The sequence below is a fragment of the Octadecabacter algicola genome, assembly GCF_021532625.1.
GTDB lineage: Bacteria > Pseudomonadota > Alphaproteobacteria > Rhodobacterales > Rhodobacteraceae > Octadecabacter > Octadecabacter algicola.
This window is the reverse complement of the sequence record NZ_JAKGAR010000002.1, coordinates 259,005-280,349: the sequence shown is the minus strand read 5'-3', so window position 1 is coordinate 280,349 and position 21,345 is coordinate 259,005. Positions and strand designations below refer to the sequence as shown.

Genomic DNA, 21,345 nt, shown 5'->3' with positions numbered 1-21,345 from the left:
CAGGCTTGGGTTTCGGCGTTTCGACTCATGAGTTATGGCTCAACGAGCAAGCAGGTTCGACGGATCCCTGACGTTTCATTGCCATTGATACGTGATCGCGACGCCCGCAATTGGGCCATCGTAGGACAAGCCGGAAATGGTCGATCCATTGCCGTCCCAACCGGCATAGGCGCTGCCAGATAATTGATCTGAGAAAGTATGTTCGACCTCAACCGATAGCTTTATTCGTGTATCATCGCGATGGGTCGGGTTGGTTGCAGAATACCCATCCTGAAATTCCCGCTGATAGATTGAAAGGCGCGCGGTCATTTCGTTTGTTTCAGACAATGGTGTGCGGGCCATGAACCTTAAGCCAACTTCATCATAACTGTACTGCGCATAATCGGCGCGCCGTGTTTCGGTGTAGACGGTGCCTGCGAACGTCAAATCGCTGTCCTCTGGCCTCCACGTGTGGGTCAGCGACCCCAGAAATTCCGTCTGGTCGTATCCTAAAAGACGATCGTCGTTCTGATCCCGATACCCAAAACGGACAAATCCGGCGGTCGAGTGTTCGGGGCTAAGTCGATATTTAAGGTGGAACCCCAGGCGCTGGCGCTGAAAAACCAATTCTTCGTTGGACATCAGAATATCGGATTCACCGCGCACCTGATACTGCCAGTCATTGTTCGTCCCGAATTTCTGCCGGTAATTGAATGACAGGCCACCTTCTAGTTCGGTTTCACCATTGGTTGTCGCAACACCGTTTCCCGTTAACAGAACGTCCGCACCAAAAGAAAGATGTGCACCATTGGGCAGCGACGTTGACGTTTTCGCGGTTGTCAGAAAAGACGGGGCCGCTGCAAACTCGGTGTTTAACGTGCCTTCGTCCCACGTCATTTGCATTTCCCGATCAAAGCTCAACGTAGAAGACCATTGAATGTCCGCTAGATCGGCTGCGACGGTCTCTGGGACGATCACAAGGGACGCGAGCCAAAGCGGTGCTGCCACACTCTTCGTTGCCAGTGCGCGGGCGCGGTCCCAAATTTTCGTCATGATCGGATCTCAATATTATAGTGTGCTTGTTCCTTCTGATGATGCCGCTTCAATAAGGCGGAACTTTGATTAAATTCTTGCGAAACTACGTCGGTTGTTTCCAAATCGGCGATTCCCGCACATGCAAGTGGTGCGCCCAAAAACCGCTGAAATCGCCCGCAACCAACGATTTGTGGGGAACTGTGGCGTTTTTCTCCCCGCAGAAGGGTCCTTCTTGACGCAAGGGAACCCGCCAAATGTTTCCAAAACCACAACATTACCGCTGGTTTGCCCAAGCTGGTGCACAAAGCCGCCACTTTTCAAATTAATGATCCGTTAACGAACATGGAAACGTAAGGATATACACAATGTCTAAGAAAATTATCGTACTTGGTGGCGACGGCTTCTGCGGATGGCCAACATCCCTTTATCTCAGCGCACAGGGTCACGATGTGCACATTGTGGACAACCTGTCCCGTCGAGCTATCGATGAAGAACTGGGCGCAGACAGCCTGACACCAATCGCATCCATGGAAGAGCGTCTCGCCGCATGGGAAGAAACCGGTGGCAGCCCGATTGGTTTTCACAACTTTGATGTGGCACAAGACTACGCCGCTCTCCGCAACCTGATCGAAGAGATCAAGCCAGACACAGTGATCCAATTCGCTGAGCAGCGTGCCGCTCCATATTCAATGAAAAACGAAAACGGCAAGTTGTACACGGTCAACAACAACATCGGCGCTACGCACAACTTGCTGACGGCAATTGCCGAATTGCGCGAAGACATCCACGTTGTTCACCTCGGTACGATGGGCGTTTACGGCTATGATGGCGACGGCCTGGAAATCCCAGAAGGCTACCTGAAAGTATACGTACCAGGCGATGACCGCACGATTTTCCAGCGCGACATCCTGTACCCAACAAACCCGGGCAGCGTTTATCACATGACGAAGTCCATGGATCAGCTGATGTTCCAATTCTATGCCAAGAACGACAACATGCGCATCACTGATTTGCATCAGGGCATCGTTTGGGGCACCCAAACAGAAGAAACACGTCGTCACGACGCGCTGTTGAACCGCTTCGACTATGATGGTGATTACGGCACAGTGTTGAACCGCTTCTTGATGCAAGCGGCTGTTGGTCACCCGCTGACAGTGCACGGCACTGGTGGCCAGACACGCGCATTCATCCACATCCAAGACACAGTCCAGTGCTTGGCGTTGGCAATCGCGAACCCGCCTGCTCGTGGTGACAAAGTTAAGATCCTCAACCAGATGACTGAAACCCACCGCGTGCGTGACTTGGCGCAGATGGTTGCAGACGCATCCGGTGCAAAGGTTGCAATGGTCGATAACCCGCGCAACGAGGCCGCTGAAAACGATCTGCGCGTCTCAAACAAAGGCTTCATCGATCTTGGGCTTGAGCCAATGACGTTGGCAAAAGGCTTGCTTACCGAAACAATGGAAGTGTCCCAAAAGTACGCTGACCGTTGCCGCATGGAAATGATCCCGTGCGTGTCCACATGGACCGACAATCAGAAGCCCGGTGTTCTAAACAAAATGGCAGCTGAGTAAGCCACTTCGAAAGACCTGCGGGTTCCCTGTTCGTCAGGGTGCCCGCATCCGTTCCAGTATTAGTAAATCTTGAGATACGTGGGGTTGATCATGAGAATGTTAATTTTATCAATTCTGGTTTTCTTACTGGCCGGAGTCGCACTGGGTATTTCAAAGCTCGGTCTTGTTGAACGCGTTCCGCAACTTTTTGCAGGTCGCGATACCAAGCTGACATTCGAAATTACACCAGCCGCTGAAGACTTTTCATCCTACATCAGTCTGTTTCGCGCGCGTCCCGAAGGCGTGCTTTTGTTGACGACTTCGAACCGCGCCCAAACTGCTCGGTTTCAGATGCCACAAGACGTTTCATTGCGTACCGGATCACTTGCGCTGAGTGCGACTGCACAGATCGCTGACGGCCAGCACAGCCTTTTGCGCGTTCTGGTCGGCAACGAAATCCGCGGCGAAGTTCTTTTGCGGCCCGGTCAGTATGACATCAATACGGAAATCGAACTGACTGCGGACGATCTTGCGTCCGATACGCTTGGTGTGCGGTACGCATTGCTTGTCGCTGATGATACAGGATCCTGTTCGCCGGATAGCGACTGGTCCAACGTCGTTGAGATCGAACAAGATACCCGCGTTCTGCTGAATATTGATGACACCGCGCTCACACCGCGCGATCAGGTCGCAGCATGGGGCAATGTGGTATTGCTTGGCTGGCCTGAATGGTTGCCCGAAGAAAAACGCCAAGAACGTTGGTTGGCCGCAGCAGAATTAACAACACGCGGTTATCAGGTCCGGTTTGTGGACGCGCCCGACAGTGAAACGCTATCCGGTAAAGCCCTTCGGGAGCTCGTTGCGTCTGGTGCGCCCGCGTTTGCGGTTCAAGAAGCCATTCCCGCATGGCCCGAGTACATTGCAGCCGCCGGCGCGAATGCTGGTCACCGCACTTTCAAGGAAACGACAACATGGCGCCATTGGTACCGTGTCGGTCCGCGCGCGCATTTGTCGGCCCCCGGCGAATTTGACTATGAAGTCATGCTTGGCCCGCTACCGGGCGATGCAAAATGGACTGTTATTGTAACCCACAACGGTTCGATCCTGGAGGCCACAGAAGTTGCCACCAACGGTGGTATCCATTCTGGGCGTTTGGATCTGACCGACGTTGAGGTGCTCGACAGCAACCTGATCGAAATCACGGCTATGTCAAATTATGAAGCCGTCGGCGTTTGCAACAACGGCCCAGACCTGTTTGCAGAACTGCGTTCTAGCACACGTCTCTTACAGGGCGGTGAAACCTTCGAGGATGATCTGCGTGCAGCGGCAAGCATGCTCAATCGACGCCAGCCTGTCACAATCAGTTTCCCTGACAACATGTCACTTGTCGAAGCACAACGCATGCTGGATTTGACGCTTGATCTAATCACGACGGACACCGAGTTACAGGTTGTAGATGGCCCTGCGGCTTTGGCGGCGGTTCGTCGCGCCGACATCGTATCGGTTGCCGGTACGTTGCATTCGACCGCATTGTTTGTCGGATTAGATGCCAACAAACGCGCCATCGTGACCCGATCAGCCGATGTAACCGCGGGCGAAAATGACGTTGCAAGTAGCGCCATTGTTTTGGCTATTTCGCCCGTTGTAGAGGACCGACTGTCGATGGCACCGCGCCAATGACCAAGACAACCGAAACCAAAGCGATTAACTTTGTATCCGTGGACAGCGCGCCCAAGCGTTTTGCCGGAGCGGTCCCACAATGGCGCGCGCCGGCATCACTCTTGCTATTTGTAGTCGTCGCTACCGCACAATTGTTCCTTGTGAACATGCCATCAGTTGCCGCGATTTTCCCAAATCACGATTGGACGTTCTCCCCTTATGAGGGCAACCACGTCGTCGCGATGCGTATATTTGTGCTGTCTTTCTATATCTCATTTTCCGCATTCGCAGGTGGCACGCCGAAGATGCGGCTGCTGTTTGGGGCGGATCTTATCCTTACCTTCATGTTCGGCTGCGCAATCCTAGATCTGCTAAACGCAGGATTCTACCTAACCATGGGTTATGGGTATGGTCTTAGCTTTTCTCAGATCGTCAGTGGATTGCTGGGCTTCGCAGTCTATTCCGTAAAATTGTTGGAATGGGGCAATATGCCCGCACGCATCCGTGTTGAACACCGCCCTACAAACGAACGAAGTGCATTGGTTCGTCTTTTCATTACGTTCGGTGTCGCATCATCTGTAGCAATTACCTCCTCCAGAGCCGACTGGCCTCTTGTTGACTTCATGCGCAACTGGGCGTTGCTCGGGGGTATTGGCCCTGGCGTGTTCTTGTTTTTGCCGGTGTTTTTCGGCCAACTCTACATTCTTGCCGTGATGGATGTTTTGTTGATGCGCCCAGCGCCTGTAAAACCATCGGTCAGTATCATCGTACCCGCCCACAATGAATCCTACATCATCGAACGGACCATCAAAGCGATGGACAAAGCCGCCAAACACTATGGCGGTGACGTGCGAATATTGATCATGAATAACAATTCCACCGACAACACGGCTGAGCTTGCCACAAATGCCATCAACGCGTGCACAGCTGCAACGGGCCGAGTGATCGATGTACCGACTCCAGGAAAATCACACGCTTTGAATGACGGAATGGACGCCTGCGAAACCGAGTTGCTGGTACGGGTCGACGCCGACACACTTCTCGGCGAAGACAACCTTAGCCGCGCGATCCCGTACTTCACTGATCCAGAGGTCGGCGTTGTTGGCGGCGTACCTATCCCTCCGGGTGGTGGCCTGTTTGACCGCGCACGTTTGCTCGAAGTGATGGTGAAACACGGGTTCTATTCCGTGGCAATGGGGGCCATCAAAGGGGTCGTCGGCATTCCCGGAATGTTCGTAGTCTACCGCGCAGAACACCCCCGTTACTTGGGCGGTTTTGTCGAAGGCATGAACGGCGAAGACACCGACATTTCATTGCGTATCGGTGAGCTGGGCTTCAAATCCGTTGTCGATCCGCGCATCCGCTATGTTTCCGAAGTCCCAACAGAATACGCCCATATGCGCGAACAACGCATGCGCTGGTTTCGCTCAATCTATCATGTGTCATCGCGCTGCCGTGATTTGATCTATTCGGACTGGGTGTCGATCCGTGGCAAACTGATGCTGCCTTACATGCTGGTAAACTCTGCGCGTCGCGCGATGTTGGTCCCTCTAATATTCTTCGGCATCCTAGAGTATGTAACTGCCTTCAACCCCCAAAGCCCCTTAATCTGGCAAGCGATCCTCGCCGTTTTCTTGGGCGCACCATCGATCATGGCGATCTTTGCGACACTTCTAAACGGTATGCCGCGTGGAATTCTTTGTTTGCCCGAATATCTGATCTTCCGAATTATCCGCGCTTATTTCACACTTGAATCCATGATGAGCATTTCACTGTCGAATGTCCGTCACGTTCAAGAGCAAGCCTACATCGAAGATATCGTGCCACAAAAACCGATCCGTGTTGCCTAATCAAAAAATGCACAACTACCCGGCGCAGCGGTCCATTGCGTGTGAGGGATCTAAGTTGATTTAATCTGCAATCGCCAGCGAAGCGCGATAGGCTTTCGGCGTCATGCCCGTTTCACGTTTGAAGGCTTTGTAGAACGTTGAGCGGGAATTGAATCCAACGTCTAGCGCAACGGCTAAAACCGATGCATCACCTTTCATGATCAGCGGCTTTGACGCCTCTATCCGCCAGCGTGCGACGTAATCAAAGAAGGATGCACCGATCTCTTGATTCAGTGTTTGTGACACTTGGTTTGGCAATGCGCCCACATGCTGCGACAGTCTTTGTAACGATAAGCTCGGGTCAAGAAATAACGTGTCTTTTTGCATCGCCGTTTCCAGCCTAGCTGCCAACTTTGCGGCGTGGGAAGGCGTTAACGCGGAGCGGGAATACTTGAGATCGGGTTCGTGTTCTTCGACTGATAATTCTAGTTCTGGCGGCGCGATCGGCGCAAAGATATTCAAGATCAACAAGCCGCCAGCGATCAGCGCTAGAAAAAGCGTTTCGACGAACAACGTGCCACCCGCAAAGTTTTCATCTGCGAGGCATAGCGCCCCGACAGCCCAGATCATTGTGAGCAGTCCCATCACCACATCGATCCAGCGTAGATCCCGTTTTTCGACGTCCGAGTACAGTTGCCGGATTTGGGCACGGTAAGCCGCAAGTCGGCGCAGTATCGCTACAAGGTAGGCGAAGGACGCGAAGAACCAAACTACGATCAAGAAAAACGTCGCGAGGGCGAGAGCAACCGGCAAAAACCCCGATGGCAATTCACCCAAAACGAACATCGCTGTCTTGGCTTGCGCAGGGAGTATCCAATATCCGATGCACACAACGCCCCCCGCCAATGGCAATGCCAAATCACGCCAAGGGATTTTCAACGATGGTCCCGCGCCTGTTCTGGCCGCAATGTAGTGATAAAAAGCTGGTGGCAGCGCCAACAGTATGACCAACAACAATGGCATATAATTTATCAATACAGGTTCGGCGAAGGCTCTGACGATCGGCAGTGCGATCATTCCAATGAATCCCACGTATACGAACCCAAGGCTGAACCGTTCACGCAGTCCACCTTTCCGCAATACAACGGAAAGTAGTCCGGTCAGGGCAATGCCTAGACAAAGTCCGGCGAGGGTAACAACAGCCGCGTTCTCCATTCTCCTTGATACGCTGGTTTGAACGGCATCATCAACGAAACAGATCGTATGAAAGAAAAATGTCCTCGCCGTCATGCGCGGACGACAGGACGGCGCGAAGGCACGTATAACCCGGACAAAACCAAAACAACGGATAGGATACGTTATGCCCACCGCAGATATCATAGCATTGTTTGCACATGTAACTCTTGGCACTTTGGCCGTCATAGTGGGCGCCATCGCCCTAGGATCACGCAAGGGGCGCAGCCTTCATATAAGCGCTGGTCGTGTGTTTGTTCTAAGTATGGGGCTGGCATCCGTGTTGGGCGCGATCCTTGGAGCGCTCAAGTACGAGACGTTTTGGATTACGTTTCATGCGGGCATCCTCGGCGCGACATTGGTCGCAAGCGGTGTGTTGGCTGTACGCATTCGTGCGCGGGCCGCAAAAAGACTGTTCATCGCAGTAGCGGTGGTAAATGGCCTGAACGCGGCCACTCTTTTCTTTGCGGGCTGGTACGCTACGACATTGCCAGACGCGCGTTTGTTCGGCTTCGCGGCTGAAGACTACTTTTTCTTGTTCGGCATGGCAGCCATTGCCAGTGGTGGCGATGTCCGCATGGTTTTTGGAACAACGATTTCAAGCAAACATCGGATCGCCCAGCATCTTTTGCGGATGTGTATCGGCTTCTTCATCGCGGCTGGATCAGCCTTTACAGGACCTGGGGCATCCGTGTTTCCAGACGCCGTGCAAAACTCTGGCTTACTGTCGCTGCCTGAACTGACCATCATCCTTTTAATGCTGTTCTGGCTCTGGAAGACCCTGCGCCAACCTCGACCCATGGCAGCCAATCGATTGGCAAGTCATCCGCAATAATCTCCGTTCGTTAAGCCTCGAACCAAGGTCTGCAAGATTGATACAGTTTGCAGTTAGCCGGAGCGTTCAAATAATCGGTTACGGTGAGAGTTTAACGTTTGAGGATGCGGCTATAGACGTCACCTTCCTCAACTTCGAAAGCTGCTGTCCCGCCGCCCAAACCTGCGTACCGTAATCGACCACGCCGCCAAACCCGATATAGCAGGCGCCATGTCTGAGGATTGGCCAAGGGCATGACCACCCTTGCCAAAGAAACCAAGGACTATTGCAAACTGTTTGGCCTATTGACCAAAGCTGGCGAAGATTGGAGGCCAGACGACGTCGCCCCGTATGTCGCACATCTGGTGGAACAATTTGGGACGCAAAGGCTCATTTGGGGAAGCGATTGGCCGGTGCTTACGATTGCAAGCGACTATGGAACATGGATGGATTTGGCGATGTCCTTCAATCCCTATGTACTTGAAAGTGTCTCAATTTTTGGCACCAACGCCGTTGAAGCCTATAGGCTGTTATCGAATTAGGACTTCGGATGTCCCAGTGCTACGCGCCAGTGACACCAAGGCCAAACTTGGCCAACACTACAACATTTCTGTATGCGCCAGACAAATCAGCGGTTCACGGCACTTGTTTTCAAGCGCCGTGAACCCAGGCTTACTTAGCTTTCCGCGCCCTTAGGATCGGAAGGACAATCAATCCAGCAGCAACGACCAGAAGACCCAGTGTCATTGGTCGTTCAAAGATAAACGACACCCCACCATAAAGCTGCATTGAACGAGAGAAGTTGTCTTCCATCATGCCGCCCAGAATAAACCCGATCAACAAAGGTGGCAGCGGGAAATTCGCGAATTTCAGCGCGATGCCGCAGATCCCGAAGCCAACCAATATGAGCAATTCAGTTGCGTTGTTTTGGCCGATGTAGGCCCCCATCAACGTAAAGAATAAGATGAAAGGGATCAGGAAATTGCGCGGGATCGCCAGCAGTTTCGCAATGTAGGGGATCAATGGCAGGTTTAGGATCAACAAAACCAAGTTACCGATGAACATCGACATGATGACGGCCCAGAAAATCTGTGGCTCATCGATCATAAGGCGTGGGCCCGGTGTGACATTCAGTGCAATCAATGCGCCAAGAAGGATCGCCGTGGTCCCAGACCCCGGAATGCCCAATGTCAAAAGCGGTACAAATGACCCTGTGCAGGCCGCATTATTTGCCGTCTCTGGTGCAGCGAGGCCCTTGATAGATCCTTTGCCAAACTCGTCTTGTTCTTCCTTCGGTGCAATGTTGCGTTCAACCGCATACCCCAAGAAAGACGCAATCGTAGCGCCCGCCCCTGGCAAAACCCCGATAAAGAAACCTTGCACTGATTGGCGCCCAATGACCGGCGCGATCGCCCGTGCTTCGGAACGTGTAATGCGCAAATCCTTGATCTCACCACCATCATCCCCAAGGTTTTTAGGTTTCAGGACAAGGAAAATAGCTTCGGGCAGCGCGAACATCGCCATCGCCAAAGTGATAAAGCCAAAGCCTGACTGAAGGTCCATGATGCCTGCGGTAAACCGTGGCATGTTGAACAACGCCCCCTCGCCTACCGTTGCCATGATCAGGCCCAATACGGTCATCATGACTGCTTTTGTTACTTGCCCCGGACCAGCAAAGGCCGCGATAGCAGACAGGCCCACAACCATCAGCGCGAAGTATTCCGCCGAATGAAACAGCAACGCCACCGATGACAACATCGGCGCGAAAATCATCAAAAGGATCGCGCCAATCGTGCCGCCTGCGAAACTGGAGATCGCAGCAATCGTCAAAGCCTTACCAGCCTTACCTTGCCGCGCCATGGGGTAGCCGTCGAAACTGGACGCCACGGTGCCCGCGACTCCGGGTGCGTTCAGCAAAATCGAGGACGTTGATCCCCCAAAGATCGCGCCGTAATACACGCCCGCCAATAAGATCAAAGCTGCAGACGGATCACCCATAGTAATCGCGACAGGGATCATGATTGCGATGATCGACATCGGACCAAGTCCCGGCAACATGCCGATGAATGTGCCGATCAAACAGCCGCCGATGACGACCAATAGGTTTTGCAAAGACAGTGCCGTTTGCAGGCCAATCAGAATACCTTCAAGCATTGCTCTACACCCCCATGAAGAACGGCAAAGGACGCAAGAAGATGCCCAGCACCTCTTGCACGAGATACCACACGGCGCCTGTGGCGATCAGCGCGACGGGAACCATCACGTGCCACTTACGCTCGCCCAAAATAAAAGACCCGATGATCAAAAATGCAGAGGTTGAGAACACAAATCCCAACGGGCGCAAGCACAAGGCATAAACAACCATCAAGCCCAACAAGAACAACGCCTGCCCGATGAAGTAATCGCCCAAACGACGGTGGTCGATATCGCCGATCTTCTCTTCGCCCTTCTCTAGCCCGAGCAAAATAACGAGCGAGGCAACGATGCCGATAATCGAAAGCACCTTGGGAAATGTGCTTGGCCAGATCGGATTTCGGCGCATGAATGGCGCAAGACTTCCGTCCATCGTGAACCACGCGGTGTATCCATAAACGATGCAGATGCCCAACAGGACAAGTGCGATCCAACGATCCAAGGCCATCAGCCCACTCCCAAATTGTAAAGAAATAAGAAATGGCAGAGCGGGTAACCCGCTCTGCCCAATGGTCTTCTCTTAAAGGAAGCCCAGTTTTGTCATTAGATCGCCAATCACCGTTTCCTGCTCTTCAAGGAACGTTTGGAAATCATCACCTGAGTTGTGGATGTTGACCCAACCGTTACGGGCGCGAACGGCTTCCCATTCTTCGGTCTCATACATCGCAGCAATCGCATCTTGGTACGCTGTCAGCTGCTCTTCTGGCAGGCCAGGTACCGCAAAGAAACCGCGCCAGTTGACGAAGGTTGTGTCGATGCCTTGCTCCATCATGGTCATGGCTTCTGGTGCCGCGTCAACGCGGGCGTCAGATGTCACACCAATGATCTGAACTTCGCCCTGATTGGCCAGATCGACCGCTTCAGAAAAGCCTGTAGAAAGCGCTTTGATTTCGCCAGACAGCAATGCCGCCATAGCTGTACCACCAGCATCGTATGGGATGTAGTTCACACCCAATGCGTCACGACCGGATGCTTCCATAACCATGGCTGCAACGAGGTGATCCATACCGCCCGGAACAGACCCGCCACCAATCGGTGTGCCAGCTGGATCCGCGTCAAACACGGCCAAGAACTCTTCCATGTTGGAAATGTCGCTACCCGCTGGCACAACAATTGCAGCGTAATCGCCGATTGTGCCGGACACCAATGTGAGGTCGCGGAAGTTATGCGGGAATACGCCCGTCAGCGACCGGATCACGATCGGGGTCGAGTTGACCATCAACGTACCGTGGTTGCTGTCTGCATTTTCGATCATGTAGCCGATCGCGACGCCACCGCCGCCACCGGACATGTTTTCATAAGACGCAGAGCCGACGATGCCTGCTTCGGTCAAGGCTTCACCAGTTCCGCGAGCCGTGCCGTCCCAGCCGCCACCGGCGCCACCAGGAATAATGAAGTGGATATCATCAAGGACTTGGTGGCCATCAGCGAAGGCTGCATTGCCAAGACCCAAGGTAGCAACCGCAGTTGCAATCAGGGCGCGACGGCCCATTTTCATCGTTGTCATGTTCTTCTCCCATTTGGTAGCCGTCTCCCACGGCCCCTGCGGACACCAAACCACAACAACCTGACATGGACCTGTCATGCCCAAAATCGGATAACTTACGCCTATGAAATACCTGCTCGTCGAAGACAACATGGACCTTGCAAACGCGATTTCATCGCGCATCCGTCTTGATGGGCATATCGTTGATCACGCTGCAAAAATCGCAGATGCGACGGCCTTTGCATCAACCGGCGATTACGACCTAATATTGCTCGATATTATGCTACCTGACGGGGATGGCCGCAGCTTCCTAAAACAGCAACGCGCGGCCCAAAACGACACGCCAATCATCGTTCTGACAGCTCGCAGTCAGGTGTCTGATCGAATCAGTATGTTGGACTTAGGGGCCGACGATTACGTCACAAAGCCTTTCGACCACTCCGAATTACAGGCCAGATGTCGCGCTGTGTTACGTCGAAAATCCGGTTCTGCGCAGTCTGTTTTGACAGTTGGCGACGTGGAATTTGACACCCTTGCGGGTCACCTTAGCGTCAAAGGCCAAAGCATAAACCTGCGCAATCGCGAACTGCGGCTGCTGGAACTGCTGATAACATCTCAGGGTAAGGTGTTCTCGAAACAGAAGCTGGTTGATCGGTTGTTTTCTTACGATGATGACGTATCCGAAAACGCCATCGAAGTTTATATTGGCCGCCTACGTAAGCACCTCGAAGGGTCGCGCGTTCAAATCAAGACCCTGCGTGGATTAGGGTATAGGCTGGATGATGACGGATGATGTGAACGTCTCAGGATCGCTACGAAACCGTTTGGCATTGATCCTGACGGGCGGCGCGGCTGTCTTGGCTGCAATCTTGTTCGTCGTCGTTCGCGCACTTGCAACACAGGTCGCCCAACAAGGCCAAGACAACATTCTCAATGCTTCTATGTCGTCCATCTTGGATACCGCCATTATCCGTGACGGAAGTGTGACGTTGGATTTCCCCTATTCATCTCTGTCCATGCTGGGAACCACTGCCGACGACCGCGTTTTCTATGCAGTTTATGAAAATGGCAGTTTGCTATCAGGCTATGACACTTTGCAGTCACCCACCGCGCCCACTCCCGATCAGACGGAATTCACCAGCACCACATTCAACGGCGACCCCATCCGCATGGCGACCGGCATGCGGACTTTGATCGGGGCCGACGGACCACGCACGGTGTCGGTTTCCATCGCACAAACCCAAGACGCGCTGTCGGACACGCTCAATACGATCTCGCGCAATGTCGCGCTGATTGGGTTGGGATTCTTTGTGCTGTCATCCGCCCTCGCCCTTTGGGCCGCGTCGTCAACAAGTGGCCAGTTGCACCGGCTAACGCGCTCAGTAACCCGTCGCGGCCCCCAAGACCTCAGCCCCGTTACAAAAGCGGTTCCCAGCGAAATGGGTCCTCTTGTAGGATCGCTCAACACATTCATGTCGCGCCTTGATCATACGCTGACCCAATCTGAGGATTTCATTGCCGAAGCCGCTCACCGCATTCGTACCCCGCTTGCCACTGTGCGGTCTCATGCCGAAGCCACGTTGCAGCGGGTAGAACACGCCGACAATCGCGCGGCCCTGCAATCTATGGTGCGTGCAATCGACGAAAGCAGTCGCGCCGCTGGCCAGTTGCTCGATCATGCCATGGTCACGTTTCGCGCCGAGAACCTCGAAACGGAAGACGTCGATCTGGTCGAACTCCTACGCGAACTGGTTCAACGGATGACACCCGTAGCGGACATGAAAGACATCACGTTGACCTTGAAGTCGGACAGCCCCGCCGTCCTATCTGGCGATGCTATCTTGCTGCAAAACGCGCTGCGCAATCTGATCGACAACGCGCTGAAATATGCGCCAGCTGAAACAGCGGTCGTCATTGATGTCTCAGCTACACCAACTGTAAACATCAGCGTTCTGGACGGCGGGCCCGGTTTTGCCCCCGACGAGATTGCGACCCTGTCAGGCAGGTTCGTGCGTGGCAAAGATACGGGAAACAAGGTGGGGTCAGGTCTGGGCCTGACGATCGCCAAAGAAGTCACTACTGCACATGGTGGTACAATGTCTTTACATAATAGACCGGAGGGCGGCGCATGCGTTACCTTGCACTTCTAGCCTTGTGTTTGGCGCCACTGATCGCAAAGGCACAAGATTGGGAAGACCAGAAAATGTTCGGCGCTGAGAACGCCGATACAATCCTCCGGATTCTGTCCAGCACAGACACCTCGTTCTTTGCGCCTATCATTGATGACTTCATCGCGGCCAATCCAGCGGTGTCCGTAGAATACCTTGTGACCGGAACCGCCGACCTCAACAAGATTTTCCGCGAAACACCCGATGATTTCGATGTGGTCATCTCCAGCGCGATGGACCTGCAACTGAAACTTGCCAACGACGGATTTGCAGCGCGGCTGTTGGACGTCAGCCACCCCGATTGGGCCCAATGGCACGATAGCCTGTTTGCATTTACATCCGAACCAGCAGCAATTGTCGTAAACCGCAGCGCGCTGGGTGATTTGCCGATCCCCAACACCCGCCAAGACCTAATCCAATTGATGCGGGATAATCCCGACCGTTTTCAAAGTAAGGTCGGAACCTATGACGTTCGACAATCGGGCTTGGGCTACCTGTTCGCCACTCAAGACGCCCGCGCCTCGGAAACGTTCTGGCGCCTGACCGAGGTTATGGGCCGCATCAACGCGCGCCTTTATTGCTGTTCCGGTCAAATGATCGATGACCTGATCTCGGGCGAACTGATCATGGCGTACAATGTCTTGGGAAGCTACGCACAGGTACGCGCGCAAGCATCGAACGACATTTTGGTCATCTTGCCGTCAGAATTTCCAACGACGATGATGCGTACCGTTCTGGCCTCAAGCACAGCGTCCGACCCGCTGGTCGCCGAAGACTTCGTGCGCCATCTTTTGACACTTCAGGCTGTTGGCGATCCGGCACGTTTCCCTCTTCCGCCCCTATCCGCCACCGAAGCGAACGAAGGCCAGACAACCATCGCGCTTAACCCCGCACTCATGACCTATCTAGATCAAATGAAACGCGCTGCTTTTATCCGTGAGTGGGAGGACGCGATTGTACAAGATGAGTAGCGGCCACTCGCAAAGTTGCAAGACGTCAGAACCAGCTCAACGAAAAACAGCCCCGCGAATAGCGGGGCTGTTTCAGTGTAAATCGGATCGAATGGCTTTCGCTTAGTACACGTTGCCTTTGTCGACCTTTTTAGAAAACTCGGTCTCGCCACCCGTGGCAAGCAGCGCCGCCTGTTCGACCCAATTGTCTCGGCTAACACGACCGCTGAACCCTTCAAGGTTTGCATCGACCCATGCAACTTCTGCCTCAGTCCAGCTGGCGACCTGATCGAAGTGCCAGAAACCAAGCGAGTTACAAAGCTTCTCCATCTTGGGTCCAACGCCTTTGATCTTCTTAAGATCATCTGCGCCCCCAGCACGAGGCTCAGACAGGGTCGTTGGCTTTTCGCCCTCGTTCTTGCCTTCAATTACACCGTCGCCATCGAAGTCTTGACCTTCAGGCGCAGCCGCAGCGACTGGCGCCGCAGAAGCCACAGGCGCAGGCGCAGGAACCGCTGCCAAGCGTGCATTAAGATCATCGATCTGCGCATCTTTCTCAGCGTGCTTGGCACGGCATGCGTCAAGATCAGCACGCAGTTTGTCGGCTTCGCCGGTGTCGATGTTCACTTCAGACCGACGGCCCCAAATGATCCACCCTGCCAAAAGGCCTAGCAATGCTGCAATAGCAAGAAGGACCCAAATCTCTGTTAGTAGAAATCCCCATTCACGAAACATCTTATTCTCCTACTTCCGTATTGGTGTCTGTAATAGCGGCATCGTCAGTCGCGCCGTCATCTTGTGGTGTTTCTGTCGCTGGTTCCTCGATTTCCTCGACCACTGGTGTGAACCAGCGAATTGTCGTTCTTCGATTTTCAGCACGGCCTTCGGCCGTTTCATTGTCTGCAATTGGCTCGGCTTCACCATAGCCCAAAGCAACGATTTCAGCATCCGCAGCACCGCGTGCAATCAAAGCCGTGCGAACAGAACTGGCGCGTTCCTGCGACAGCTGAAGGTTCAAGTCTTCGCCGCCCTGACTGTCAGTGTGTCCGCCAATTTCGACGTTCAGATCAGTCTCAGACAGGCATTTGCGTACAATTGCCGCTACCGAGTTGATGGCCCGTACGGATTGAGCATCCAACTGGGCAGAGCCAGTAACGAAGTTGATGCGATTGGCCTGTAGGGCCTCAGCGGATTGCGCGTTGCAGCTATCGGCATCTGACACAAAGTCAAAGATCGGCAGCCAGAAGCCGTTTGTTAGCGTCTCAACGCGTCCAGTCGCTTGGTTCGTCCGCGTGGTCCCGTCATCAGGTAAATCCGTTGCCGCGGATACCGTCACAGCGGCATCAGAACCCGCAGCTTCGGCAAGACCCGCTTGGATCAGGTCAACGTTAACACCAGGGGAGGCAACTGCGTCCACGGTGATCGCTGCATCGTTGCTGTTAAAGGTCAGCGTTTCCAGTTCAGGTAACCAGTTTGACACTGCAGCGAGCCTTTCGGTCGCTTGAGCGCCTTCACCAACCAAACCTTGCACGGCGTCGCCTGACACGGCGTCGACATCAAGTGCCGCTGTAAGGTCAGTAATGTCCGTATCTGCAGGAAGCTTGCCTGAGACGGTTGCCCCATCGGCAGCCGTGTAAACAACATTAAAGTTTGGCGGCGTTCCATCGTCGATTGCCGTGATATCAAAGGCTGTCGTGAAGCCGTCTGGAAGATCTCCAAACAGTGCTGTGGCCGCGTCTGCCTCTGTTGGTGTCCGTGCGACACCCTTCAATGAAACGTCAGTCCCAACGATGCTCAACGTGCCTTCTTCGAGAAGGCCCAATGCCTCAACGCCTGATGCGGCCACGGCTGCAAAACCAGTGTCGTCACCAATGAAGGCGTTGCGAATATCGCCAGCAGGCACATCACCAATAATAGCAGAAGCAGCAAGGTCCGCCGGGAATTTACCACGTGCCGTCATTCCGGCGTCGTCACTTGTCATTTCCAGAGCGAACGGCTCACCATCGTCATAAAGAGTGATGTCACTGGTCGCTGTGAAACCTTCCGGCATCGCCGCAAGCAATTCTTCGGCTGCTGCTTTGCCATCTGGCGTCGCAACACCTGTGATAGCAAGTGTGTCTTCTATCATTTGCATCTGACCAGATTCCAGCTCGCCTAAGGCGGCTGCGCCCGTCTTAGATGCCTCAGCCCAATCCGCCAAAGCAGGTGCCAATGCGCTTTGCGCAATGCCGTCCCCTACATCGGACCCCAAGGATGCAGAAAGGTCAGCAATTTCAAGTGTGGACGGGATCTTGCCTGCCGAAGAAACAGAACCATCTTCGCCAAGATCCAAAGTCAGGCGAAGCGGTGTACCGTCATCAAGTACATTGATATCGAAGTTCGCTTCAAACCCGTCTGGCAGATCAGCCAATGCAGACCGCGCAGCCATGTCATTTTCAGGTGTCAAAGCATCGCCAGTAACGGTGATAACACTGTCCGAAACGGTCAATGCCCCGCCCTGCAACGCTTCAAGGCTGTTAAGGCCTTGACCAACAACGCCAGTCCAATCGCCCTCAGGCGCACCTGCCATCAGATCGAGAGTGTCAGCATCCGCTCCAATGCGTTCCGCCAATACAGCGCGATCGGCCTCAGTTGGGGTCATGCCTGAATGAGTTGTCCCATCGGCATCTTTGGCTGCATTGAACAAATAAGGGCTAGCTGTCTCTAGGACGCGCAAATCATCGCGCACAACGCGGCGCCCATCCAATTCATTCATGCTTGCAAGAATTTCTTCACGTTCCGCATCGCTGTTCGCGATCCCAGAAACCATAATATCGCGACCAGACACTTGGGTTTCGATCGGATGGATCGTCCCCTGCGCAGCACCTGCCGCGGCGTCTGTGATTTCGCCTTGCATCGTCTTGGCATTGTTTGCGGATCCGTACCATCCGGTCCCCACAACGCCAGCAACAATGACAGCCCCACCTAACAATTTTCGCACCGAGAGCTCCTCTTTCTCAAAAATCTCATCTCTGGTTTAGACAAGTACACCTAAAGGTACAGGGGGAGTTTTGCATAGCGTTCGTCGTTCCTGACGAATGAGACCCCCGATAATTGCACTATTTCAGCCATTTTTGCCCAAGAGTTTAGCAACAAATAGCAACAGTGTACGTGCCCAGCGCCCCCAATCGAACTCGACAGGAATGCTATTGCAGCTCGTCCGAAATGACCCGCCCGTCTTCGAGGGTAATAATCCGGTCAGCCATCTCAAGGATACGCGGGTCATGTGTGACCATCACTGTGGTGGTACCGCGCGCCTTGCCAAGGGATTTTAGCATTTGGACGACTGTGTGCCCAGATTCCTTGTCCAAGGCAGCTGTCGGTTCATCAGCCAGTATTATCTCTGGGTTGGACACCAACGCACGGGCAACGGCGACTCGTTGCTTTTGACCGCCAGATAGACTTGCCGGCAGATAATCACGCCGATCTGCGAGGCCAAGCAAATCAAGGACGTGGTGCGCGGCTTTTCGTTGCTTCACAGCATCCCCATGCCCATGGACCTGCAGCCCCATCGTCACGTTTTGCGTGGCTGTTAGACTTTCGTGTAGATTGTGCGCCTGAAAGATAAACCCAAGACGACGGCGCAGCCCCACAAGCACCGCCTCACTTGCGCCATTCAACTCATGGCCGAGAACGTGCACCTGACCGTCTTTCACATCGCGCAAGCAGCCGATCAACGTCAGCAGTGTCGTTTTCCCAGACCCAGACGGCCCCATAAGGATCGTTAGACTGCCTCGCGCGATCTCCAGATTGATATCAAAAATCGCCTGTTTTCGCGCGTCACCCGTGCCGAAAAAATGATCAAGGTTGCGGGTGGAGATAACGGCATCGTTCATCAGAACAACTCCGCCGGATCAGCATTGGCGAGCCGCCGCGTGGCAATCGCTCCTGACAGGCTACATGCGGCAAGGGTGCCCAGAAATACCAGGATCGCACGGCTGGCGTCCATTTCAACGGGCAAGCCAGTAACCGACACCAGCCCCGCATAAAGCCCCATTGAAACGAAGAAACCGGGGATGAAACCGAACACGGCAAGAACAATGGCCTCCTCAAAGACAATGCCAAGGAAGAACGGCTGACCATACCCCATGGCTTTGAACGTGGCGTATTCGCGCAGGTGATCGGCAACGTCTGTCGACAGCACCTGATAGACAATGACCAGCCCCACAAGAATACCCATGAACACACCAAAACCAAAGATGATGCCTGTCGGGCGTTCCGTCGCCATGTAGGCTAGATCGTTGGAGGCGGACGCCTCCATACTTTGGATGCGTAAGTTGCCGCTTGGAAGGGCGGCGTCCAGACGAGCCACGACGGTATCAACGGCAACGCCGTCAACGGTCTGGATCAAGATATGATTTGGCGCACCGCTGGTTCTGCTCGGAAACACCCGCAAAAAAGTCTGGTCGGACATGATCATCATGCCATCCGCTAAAAAACCGCCACCGACATCCATTGTGCCGATCGCAGTCAGTGTATTACCGCCCGTTTCAAATACAAAACGGCCCCCGCTCATAAGTTCCTCAACGACAGAGTCGGGCATGCCACGGGTTCCTTCATCCAATAAAGCTGTGCTTTCAAGGCTCAGTTTGCTCAACACAGGCGCAATGGACGAGGCGCTGAACTGCGGCTTTGTCACATCCATCCCAAAACTAAGAAGAGAGACCGAAGATCCATCTTCGAGGGTGAAAGGCAGGTTCCCAATAAAAAGGGGCGTGGCATCCATAACGCCCGCAACGCCAAGTGCTTGATACATTCGGGCACGGGGTATGTGCCCATCATCTGTCAGCGTGTTTCCGTCTTCGGACGATAAAATGATATCGGCATCTAACATCGCATAGGGGGCCACCGTTGATGTGTTCAGCGCCCCCATGATCCCAAGCTGCATAAACACCAGAAGATTCGCAAAAGCTACGCCTGCCACTGCCGCGAAAAATCGGCCACGGCTATGGGTCAGTTGCAGCCAGCCAATGGGCAAGCGGCCGAACAACAGGGTGAGCAGGCGGCTCAAGGTGTGCGGCCGGCGTCGATCCGGACAATAGCTTCGAGGTTGGTAAACGGTGCCGCGATTGGGGAAGAGTCCGCATCAAGGGTGATGATCACAGAAACCACCCGCGCGTCCGTATTGGCCGCCGGATCATCGGAGGTAATCGATTGCCGTCCGATCTCAAGCCCGATCGCCGAAACCGTTCCGATCAAATCCTGAGCCAGAGCATCGGCTTGTATAATCGCCGGATCGCCAATTGTGACGCGGCCAATCATCGTTTGATAGACTTCTGCTTCGACCGTCATTTGCGAGGTGTCTCCGAGGTCGATAATACCTTCCGTTCCAGGGCGTTCCCCTGGCCGCACGTTGATATCAAGGATCCGACCACGCTCGGGTGCGCGCACATAAGCGCTGTCCAAGTCGGTCTGGGACGCGACAAGGGTAGCCCGCGCCGCGGCAAGGTTAGCTTCGGCGACGGCAATATCAGCCTGCACTGTTTCCGAACCGGTTTCATATCGTGACAACGTCGCCTTGGCGCGTTCAACGTCGCGCGCGGCTTGAGTGGCCGTAGCGACCGTCTGATCAAAACTCGCACGCGTAATAACACCTCGTTCAAACAGGGTCGTGACACGATCCAGCTCAGATTGAGCAACCGTTGCCGAAGCCTCTGCACGTTCAAGCGAGGCCTGCGCCTCTGCCTGACTTGCTGTATTGGATGCGCGAGTTTGGGCCAAAGTTGCCTCTCGCACGCGCACTTCGGCTTGCGCTGAGGCCACAGCGCTTTCCAGTTGGGTCAGGTTATCAAGCACCGCAAGGATATCACCCGCTTCGACGTCATCGCCAACAGCGACCTGCAATTGCGCAATCCGTGCGTCCGCCCCACCCGATGGTGTTGCAACGCTGATAACATCGCCACGCGGAATGATACGGCCCAAGGCAACGACATCGCCCTCGCTGATAACCGCAATCTGTTCTTGATCTACGACCTGCTGAATGGCAACGGCGATGGGCGTATCCGTCCCTGCGCCCGGTTCTAACCCTGTCGTATTAAAGAAAGCGCGCAACCCCGGCGGTTGGAAATACATACCGATTACAGCCCCCGTAAATAGGGTGCCCAACAGAAGCGGGATAAGCAGCAACCGCGACCTGCCCGCCGTTCTAGGGGCGTTTGCCGGTTCTGCTTTCGTCAATCCTGCGTCTTCCAAAGGAAGCCCTAGGGAAGTGTCTTCATCCTTCGACATTTAGAAATACCTGACCTTTTTACGCACGTTTCTTCAATTCTCAGTGTGCTGGGCACAACCTTTGAACCGTCTAACATGATAACCGGCCCTCGCGTATTGTCTTGGATCAAATCCAATTGGTGAAGAATCGCGAGCGACTTCGTATCTGCGAAAGCAAACCAACCACGGCCGAAAGCCCA

The 21,345-nt window shown here is 54.0% G+C and carries 18 protein-coding genes; 8 read left to right on the top strand and 10 right to left on the bottom strand.

What is annotated here, in order from left to right; translation table 11 throughout:
* Positions 1 to 75: 75 nt before the first annotated feature.
* Positions 76 to 1,032 (bottom strand): TonB-dependent receptor, encoded by a 957-nt coding sequence (locus tag L0666_RS08180; protein ID WP_235260208.1) that lies wholly within the window; start codon positions 1,030 to 1,032, stop codon positions 76 to 78.
* 347 nt (positions 1,033 to 1,379) lie between these two features.
* Here L0666_RS08180 and L0666_RS08175 point away from each other — a divergent pair, with 347 nt between their 5' ends.
* From L0666_RS08175 to L0666_RS08165, 3 genes are all read left to right on the top strand, one after another.
* A complete protein-coding gene (locus L0666_RS08175) occupies positions 1,380 to 2,588 on the top strand; it encodes an NAD-dependent epimerase/dehydratase family protein (RefSeq protein WP_235260206.1) in 1,209 nt (402 codons plus the stop codon).
* 96 nt (positions 2,589 to 2,684) lie between these two features.
* Positions 2,685 to 4,247 (top strand): hypothetical protein, encoded by a 1,563-nt coding sequence (locus tag L0666_RS08170; protein ID WP_235260202.1) that lies wholly within the window; start codon positions 2,685 to 2,687, stop codon positions 4,245 to 4,247.
* Positions 4,244 to 6,076 carry a glycosyltransferase family 2 protein gene (locus tag L0666_RS08165; protein WP_235260201.1) on the top strand — a complete coding sequence of 611 codons (1,833 nt, stop codon included), beginning with the start codon at positions 4,244 to 4,246 and terminating at the stop codon, positions 6,074 to 6,076. The genes L0666_RS08170 and L0666_RS08165 overlap by 4 nt, the downstream gene beginning before the upstream one ends.
* 60 nt (positions 6,077 to 6,136) lie before the next feature.
* Here L0666_RS08165 and L0666_RS08160 read toward each other — a convergent pair whose 3' ends face one another.
* Positions 6,137 to 7,270 (bottom strand): helix-turn-helix domain-containing protein, encoded by a 1,134-nt coding sequence (locus tag L0666_RS08160; protein ID WP_235260198.1) that lies wholly within the window; start codon positions 7,268 to 7,270, stop codon positions 6,137 to 6,139.
* A 145-nt stretch (positions 7,271 to 7,415) separates the two neighbouring features.
* Between L0666_RS08160 and L0666_RS08155 the strand changes: the two genes are divergently transcribed.
* On the top strand, positions 7,416 to 8,123 hold the full coding sequence (locus tag L0666_RS08155) for a hypothetical protein (protein WP_235260190.1): 708 nt from the start codon (positions 7,416 to 7,418) through the stop codon (positions 8,121 to 8,123).
* Between the two features lie 233 nt (positions 8,124 to 8,356).
* Positions 8,357 to 8,644 carry an amidohydrolase family protein gene (locus L0666_RS08150; protein ID WP_235260188.1) on the top strand — a complete coding sequence of 96 codons (288 nt, stop codon included), beginning with the start codon at positions 8,357 to 8,359 and terminating at the stop codon, positions 8,642 to 8,644.
* Positions 8,645 to 8,774: 130 nt separating this feature from the next.
* Here the strand turns inward: L0666_RS08150 and L0666_RS08145 are convergent, their stop codons facing one another.
* The 3 genes from L0666_RS08145 to L0666_RS08135 form a co-directional block, all read right to left on the bottom strand.
* A complete protein-coding gene (locus tag L0666_RS08145) occupies positions 8,775 to 10,256 on the bottom strand; it encodes a tripartite tricarboxylate transporter permease (protein WP_235260183.1) in 1,482 nt (493 codons plus the stop codon).
* Positions 10,257 to 10,260: 4 nt separating this feature from the next.
* Positions 10,261 to 10,743 carry a tripartite tricarboxylate transporter TctB family protein gene (locus L0666_RS08140; RefSeq protein WP_216035270.1) on the bottom strand — a complete coding sequence of 161 codons (483 nt, stop codon included), beginning with the start codon at positions 10,741 to 10,743 and terminating at the stop codon, positions 10,261 to 10,263.
* Between the two features lie 72 nt (positions 10,744 to 10,815).
* Positions 10,816 to 11,802 carry a Bug family tripartite tricarboxylate transporter substrate binding protein gene (locus L0666_RS08135; protein ID WP_235260176.1) on the bottom strand — a complete coding sequence of 329 codons (987 nt, stop codon included), beginning with the start codon at positions 11,800 to 11,802 and terminating at the stop codon, positions 10,816 to 10,818.
* A gap of 103 nt (positions 11,803 to 11,905) precedes the next feature.
* On the opposite strand from L0666_RS08135, the gene L0666_RS08130 reads away from it, so the two are divergent.
* From L0666_RS08130 to L0666_RS08120, 3 genes are read left to right on the top strand one after another with little or no spacing between them, the layout of a single operon-like run.
* Positions 11,906 to 12,574, top strand: a complete 669-nt coding sequence (locus L0666_RS08130) for a response regulator transcription factor (RefSeq protein ID WP_235260174.1) — start codon at positions 11,906 to 11,908, stop codon at positions 12,572 to 12,574.
* Positions 12,564 to 13,931 (top strand): sensor histidine kinase, encoded by a 1,368-nt coding sequence (locus tag L0666_RS08125; protein WP_235261399.1) that lies wholly within the window; start codon positions 12,564 to 12,566, stop codon positions 13,929 to 13,931. Before L0666_RS08130 ends, L0666_RS08125 begins: the two co-directional genes overlap by 11 nt.
* Positions 13,910 to 14,920: an ABC transporter substrate-binding protein gene (locus L0666_RS08120; RefSeq protein WP_235260173.1), complete on the top strand. Its 1,011-nt coding sequence runs from the start codon at positions 13,910 to 13,912 to the stop codon at positions 14,918 to 14,920. Before L0666_RS08125 ends, L0666_RS08120 begins: the two co-directional genes overlap by 22 nt.
* Positions 14,921 to 15,022: 102 nt before the next feature.
* Here L0666_RS08120 and L0666_RS08115 read toward each other — a convergent pair whose 3' ends face one another.
* The 5 genes from L0666_RS08115 to L0666_RS08095 all read right to left on the bottom strand — a co-directional run bounded on the left by L0666_RS08115 (position 15,023) and on the right by L0666_RS08095 (position 21,166).
* The gene (locus L0666_RS08115; protein WP_235260172.1) at positions 15,023 to 15,634 is read right to left on the bottom strand and encodes a hypothetical protein; all 612 of its coding nucleotides are present in this window, start codon (positions 15,632 to 15,634) and stop codon (positions 15,023 to 15,025) included.
* Position 15,635: 1 nt separating this feature from the next.
* Positions 15,636 to 17,879 carry an OmpA family protein gene (locus tag L0666_RS08110; RefSeq protein ID WP_235260170.1) on the bottom strand — a complete coding sequence of 748 codons (2,244 nt, stop codon included), beginning with the start codon at positions 17,877 to 17,879 and terminating at the stop codon, positions 15,636 to 15,638.
* A 205-nt stretch (positions 17,880 to 18,084) separates the two neighbouring features.
* A complete protein-coding gene (locus tag L0666_RS08105; RefSeq protein ID WP_235260167.1) occupies positions 18,085 to 18,774 on the bottom strand; it encodes an ATP-binding cassette domain-containing protein in 690 nt (229 codons plus the stop codon).
* On the bottom strand, positions 18,774 to 19,949 hold the full coding sequence (locus L0666_RS08100) for an FtsX-like permease family protein (RefSeq protein ID WP_235260160.1): 1,176 nt from the start codon (positions 19,947 to 19,949) through the stop codon (positions 18,774 to 18,776). The genes L0666_RS08105 and L0666_RS08100 overlap by 1 nt, the downstream gene beginning before the upstream one ends.
* Positions 19,946 to 21,166, bottom strand: a complete 1,221-nt coding sequence (locus tag L0666_RS08095) for an HlyD family efflux transporter periplasmic adaptor subunit (RefSeq protein WP_235260159.1) — start codon at positions 21,164 to 21,166, stop codon at positions 19,946 to 19,948. The genes L0666_RS08100 and L0666_RS08095 overlap by 4 nt, the downstream gene beginning before the upstream one ends.
* Positions 21,167 to 21,345: the final 179 nt, after the last annotated feature.

Coding starts and splice junctions, on each gene's coding strand:
- L0666_RS08105 (WP_235260167.1), bottom strand. CDS start 18,774: ATGAACGATGCCGTTATCTCCACCCGCAACCTTGATCATTTTTTCGGC.
- L0666_RS08140 (WP_216035270.1), bottom strand. CDS start 10,743: ATGGCCTTGGATCGTTGGATCGCACTTGTCCTGTTGGGCATCTGCATC.
- L0666_RS08130 (WP_235260174.1), top strand. CDS start 11,906: ATGAAATACCTGCTCGTCGAAGACAACATGGACCTTGCAAACGCGATT.
- L0666_RS08125 (WP_235261399.1), top strand. CDS start 12,564: ATGACGGATGATGTGAACGTCTCAGGATCGCTACGAAACCGTTTGGCA.
- L0666_RS08180 (WP_235260208.1), bottom strand. CDS start 1,032: ATGACGAAAATTTGGGACCGCGCCCGCGCACTGGCAACGAAGAGTGTG.
- L0666_RS08175 (WP_235260206.1), top strand. CDS start 1,380: ATGTCTAAGAAAATTATCGTACTTGGTGGCGACGGCTTCTGCGGATGG.
- L0666_RS08115 (WP_235260172.1), bottom strand. CDS start 15,634: ATGTTTCGTGAATGGGGATTTCTACTAACAGAGATTTGGGTCCTTCTT.
- L0666_RS08120 (WP_235260173.1), top strand. CDS start 13,910: ATGCGTTACCTTGCACTTCTAGCCTTGTGTTTGGCGCCACTGATCGCA.
- L0666_RS08135 (WP_235260176.1), bottom strand. CDS start 11,802: ATGACAACGATGAAAATGGGCCGTCGCGCCCTGATTGCAACTGCGGTT.
- L0666_RS08095 (WP_235260159.1), bottom strand. CDS start 21,166: ATGTCGAAGGATGAAGACACTTCCCTAGGGCTTCCTTTGGAAGACGCA.
- L0666_RS08155 (WP_235260190.1), top strand. CDS start 7,416: ATGCCCACCGCAGATATCATAGCATTGTTTGCACATGTAACTCTTGGC.
- L0666_RS08170 (WP_235260202.1), top strand. CDS start 2,685: ATGTTAATTTTATCAATTCTGGTTTTCTTACTGGCCGGAGTCGCACTG.
- L0666_RS08165 (WP_235260201.1), top strand. CDS start 4,244: ATGACCAAGACAACCGAAACCAAAGCGATTAACTTTGTATCCGTGGAC.
- L0666_RS08145 (WP_235260183.1), bottom strand. CDS start 10,256: ATGCTTGAAGGTATTCTGATTGGCCTGCAAACGGCACTGTCTTTGCAA.
- L0666_RS08160 (WP_235260198.1), bottom strand. CDS start 7,270: ATGGAGAACGCGGCTGTTGTTACCCTCGCCGGACTTTGTCTAGGCATT.
- L0666_RS08150 (WP_235260188.1), top strand. CDS start 8,357: ATGACCACCCTTGCCAAAGAAACCAAGGACTATTGCAAACTGTTTGGC.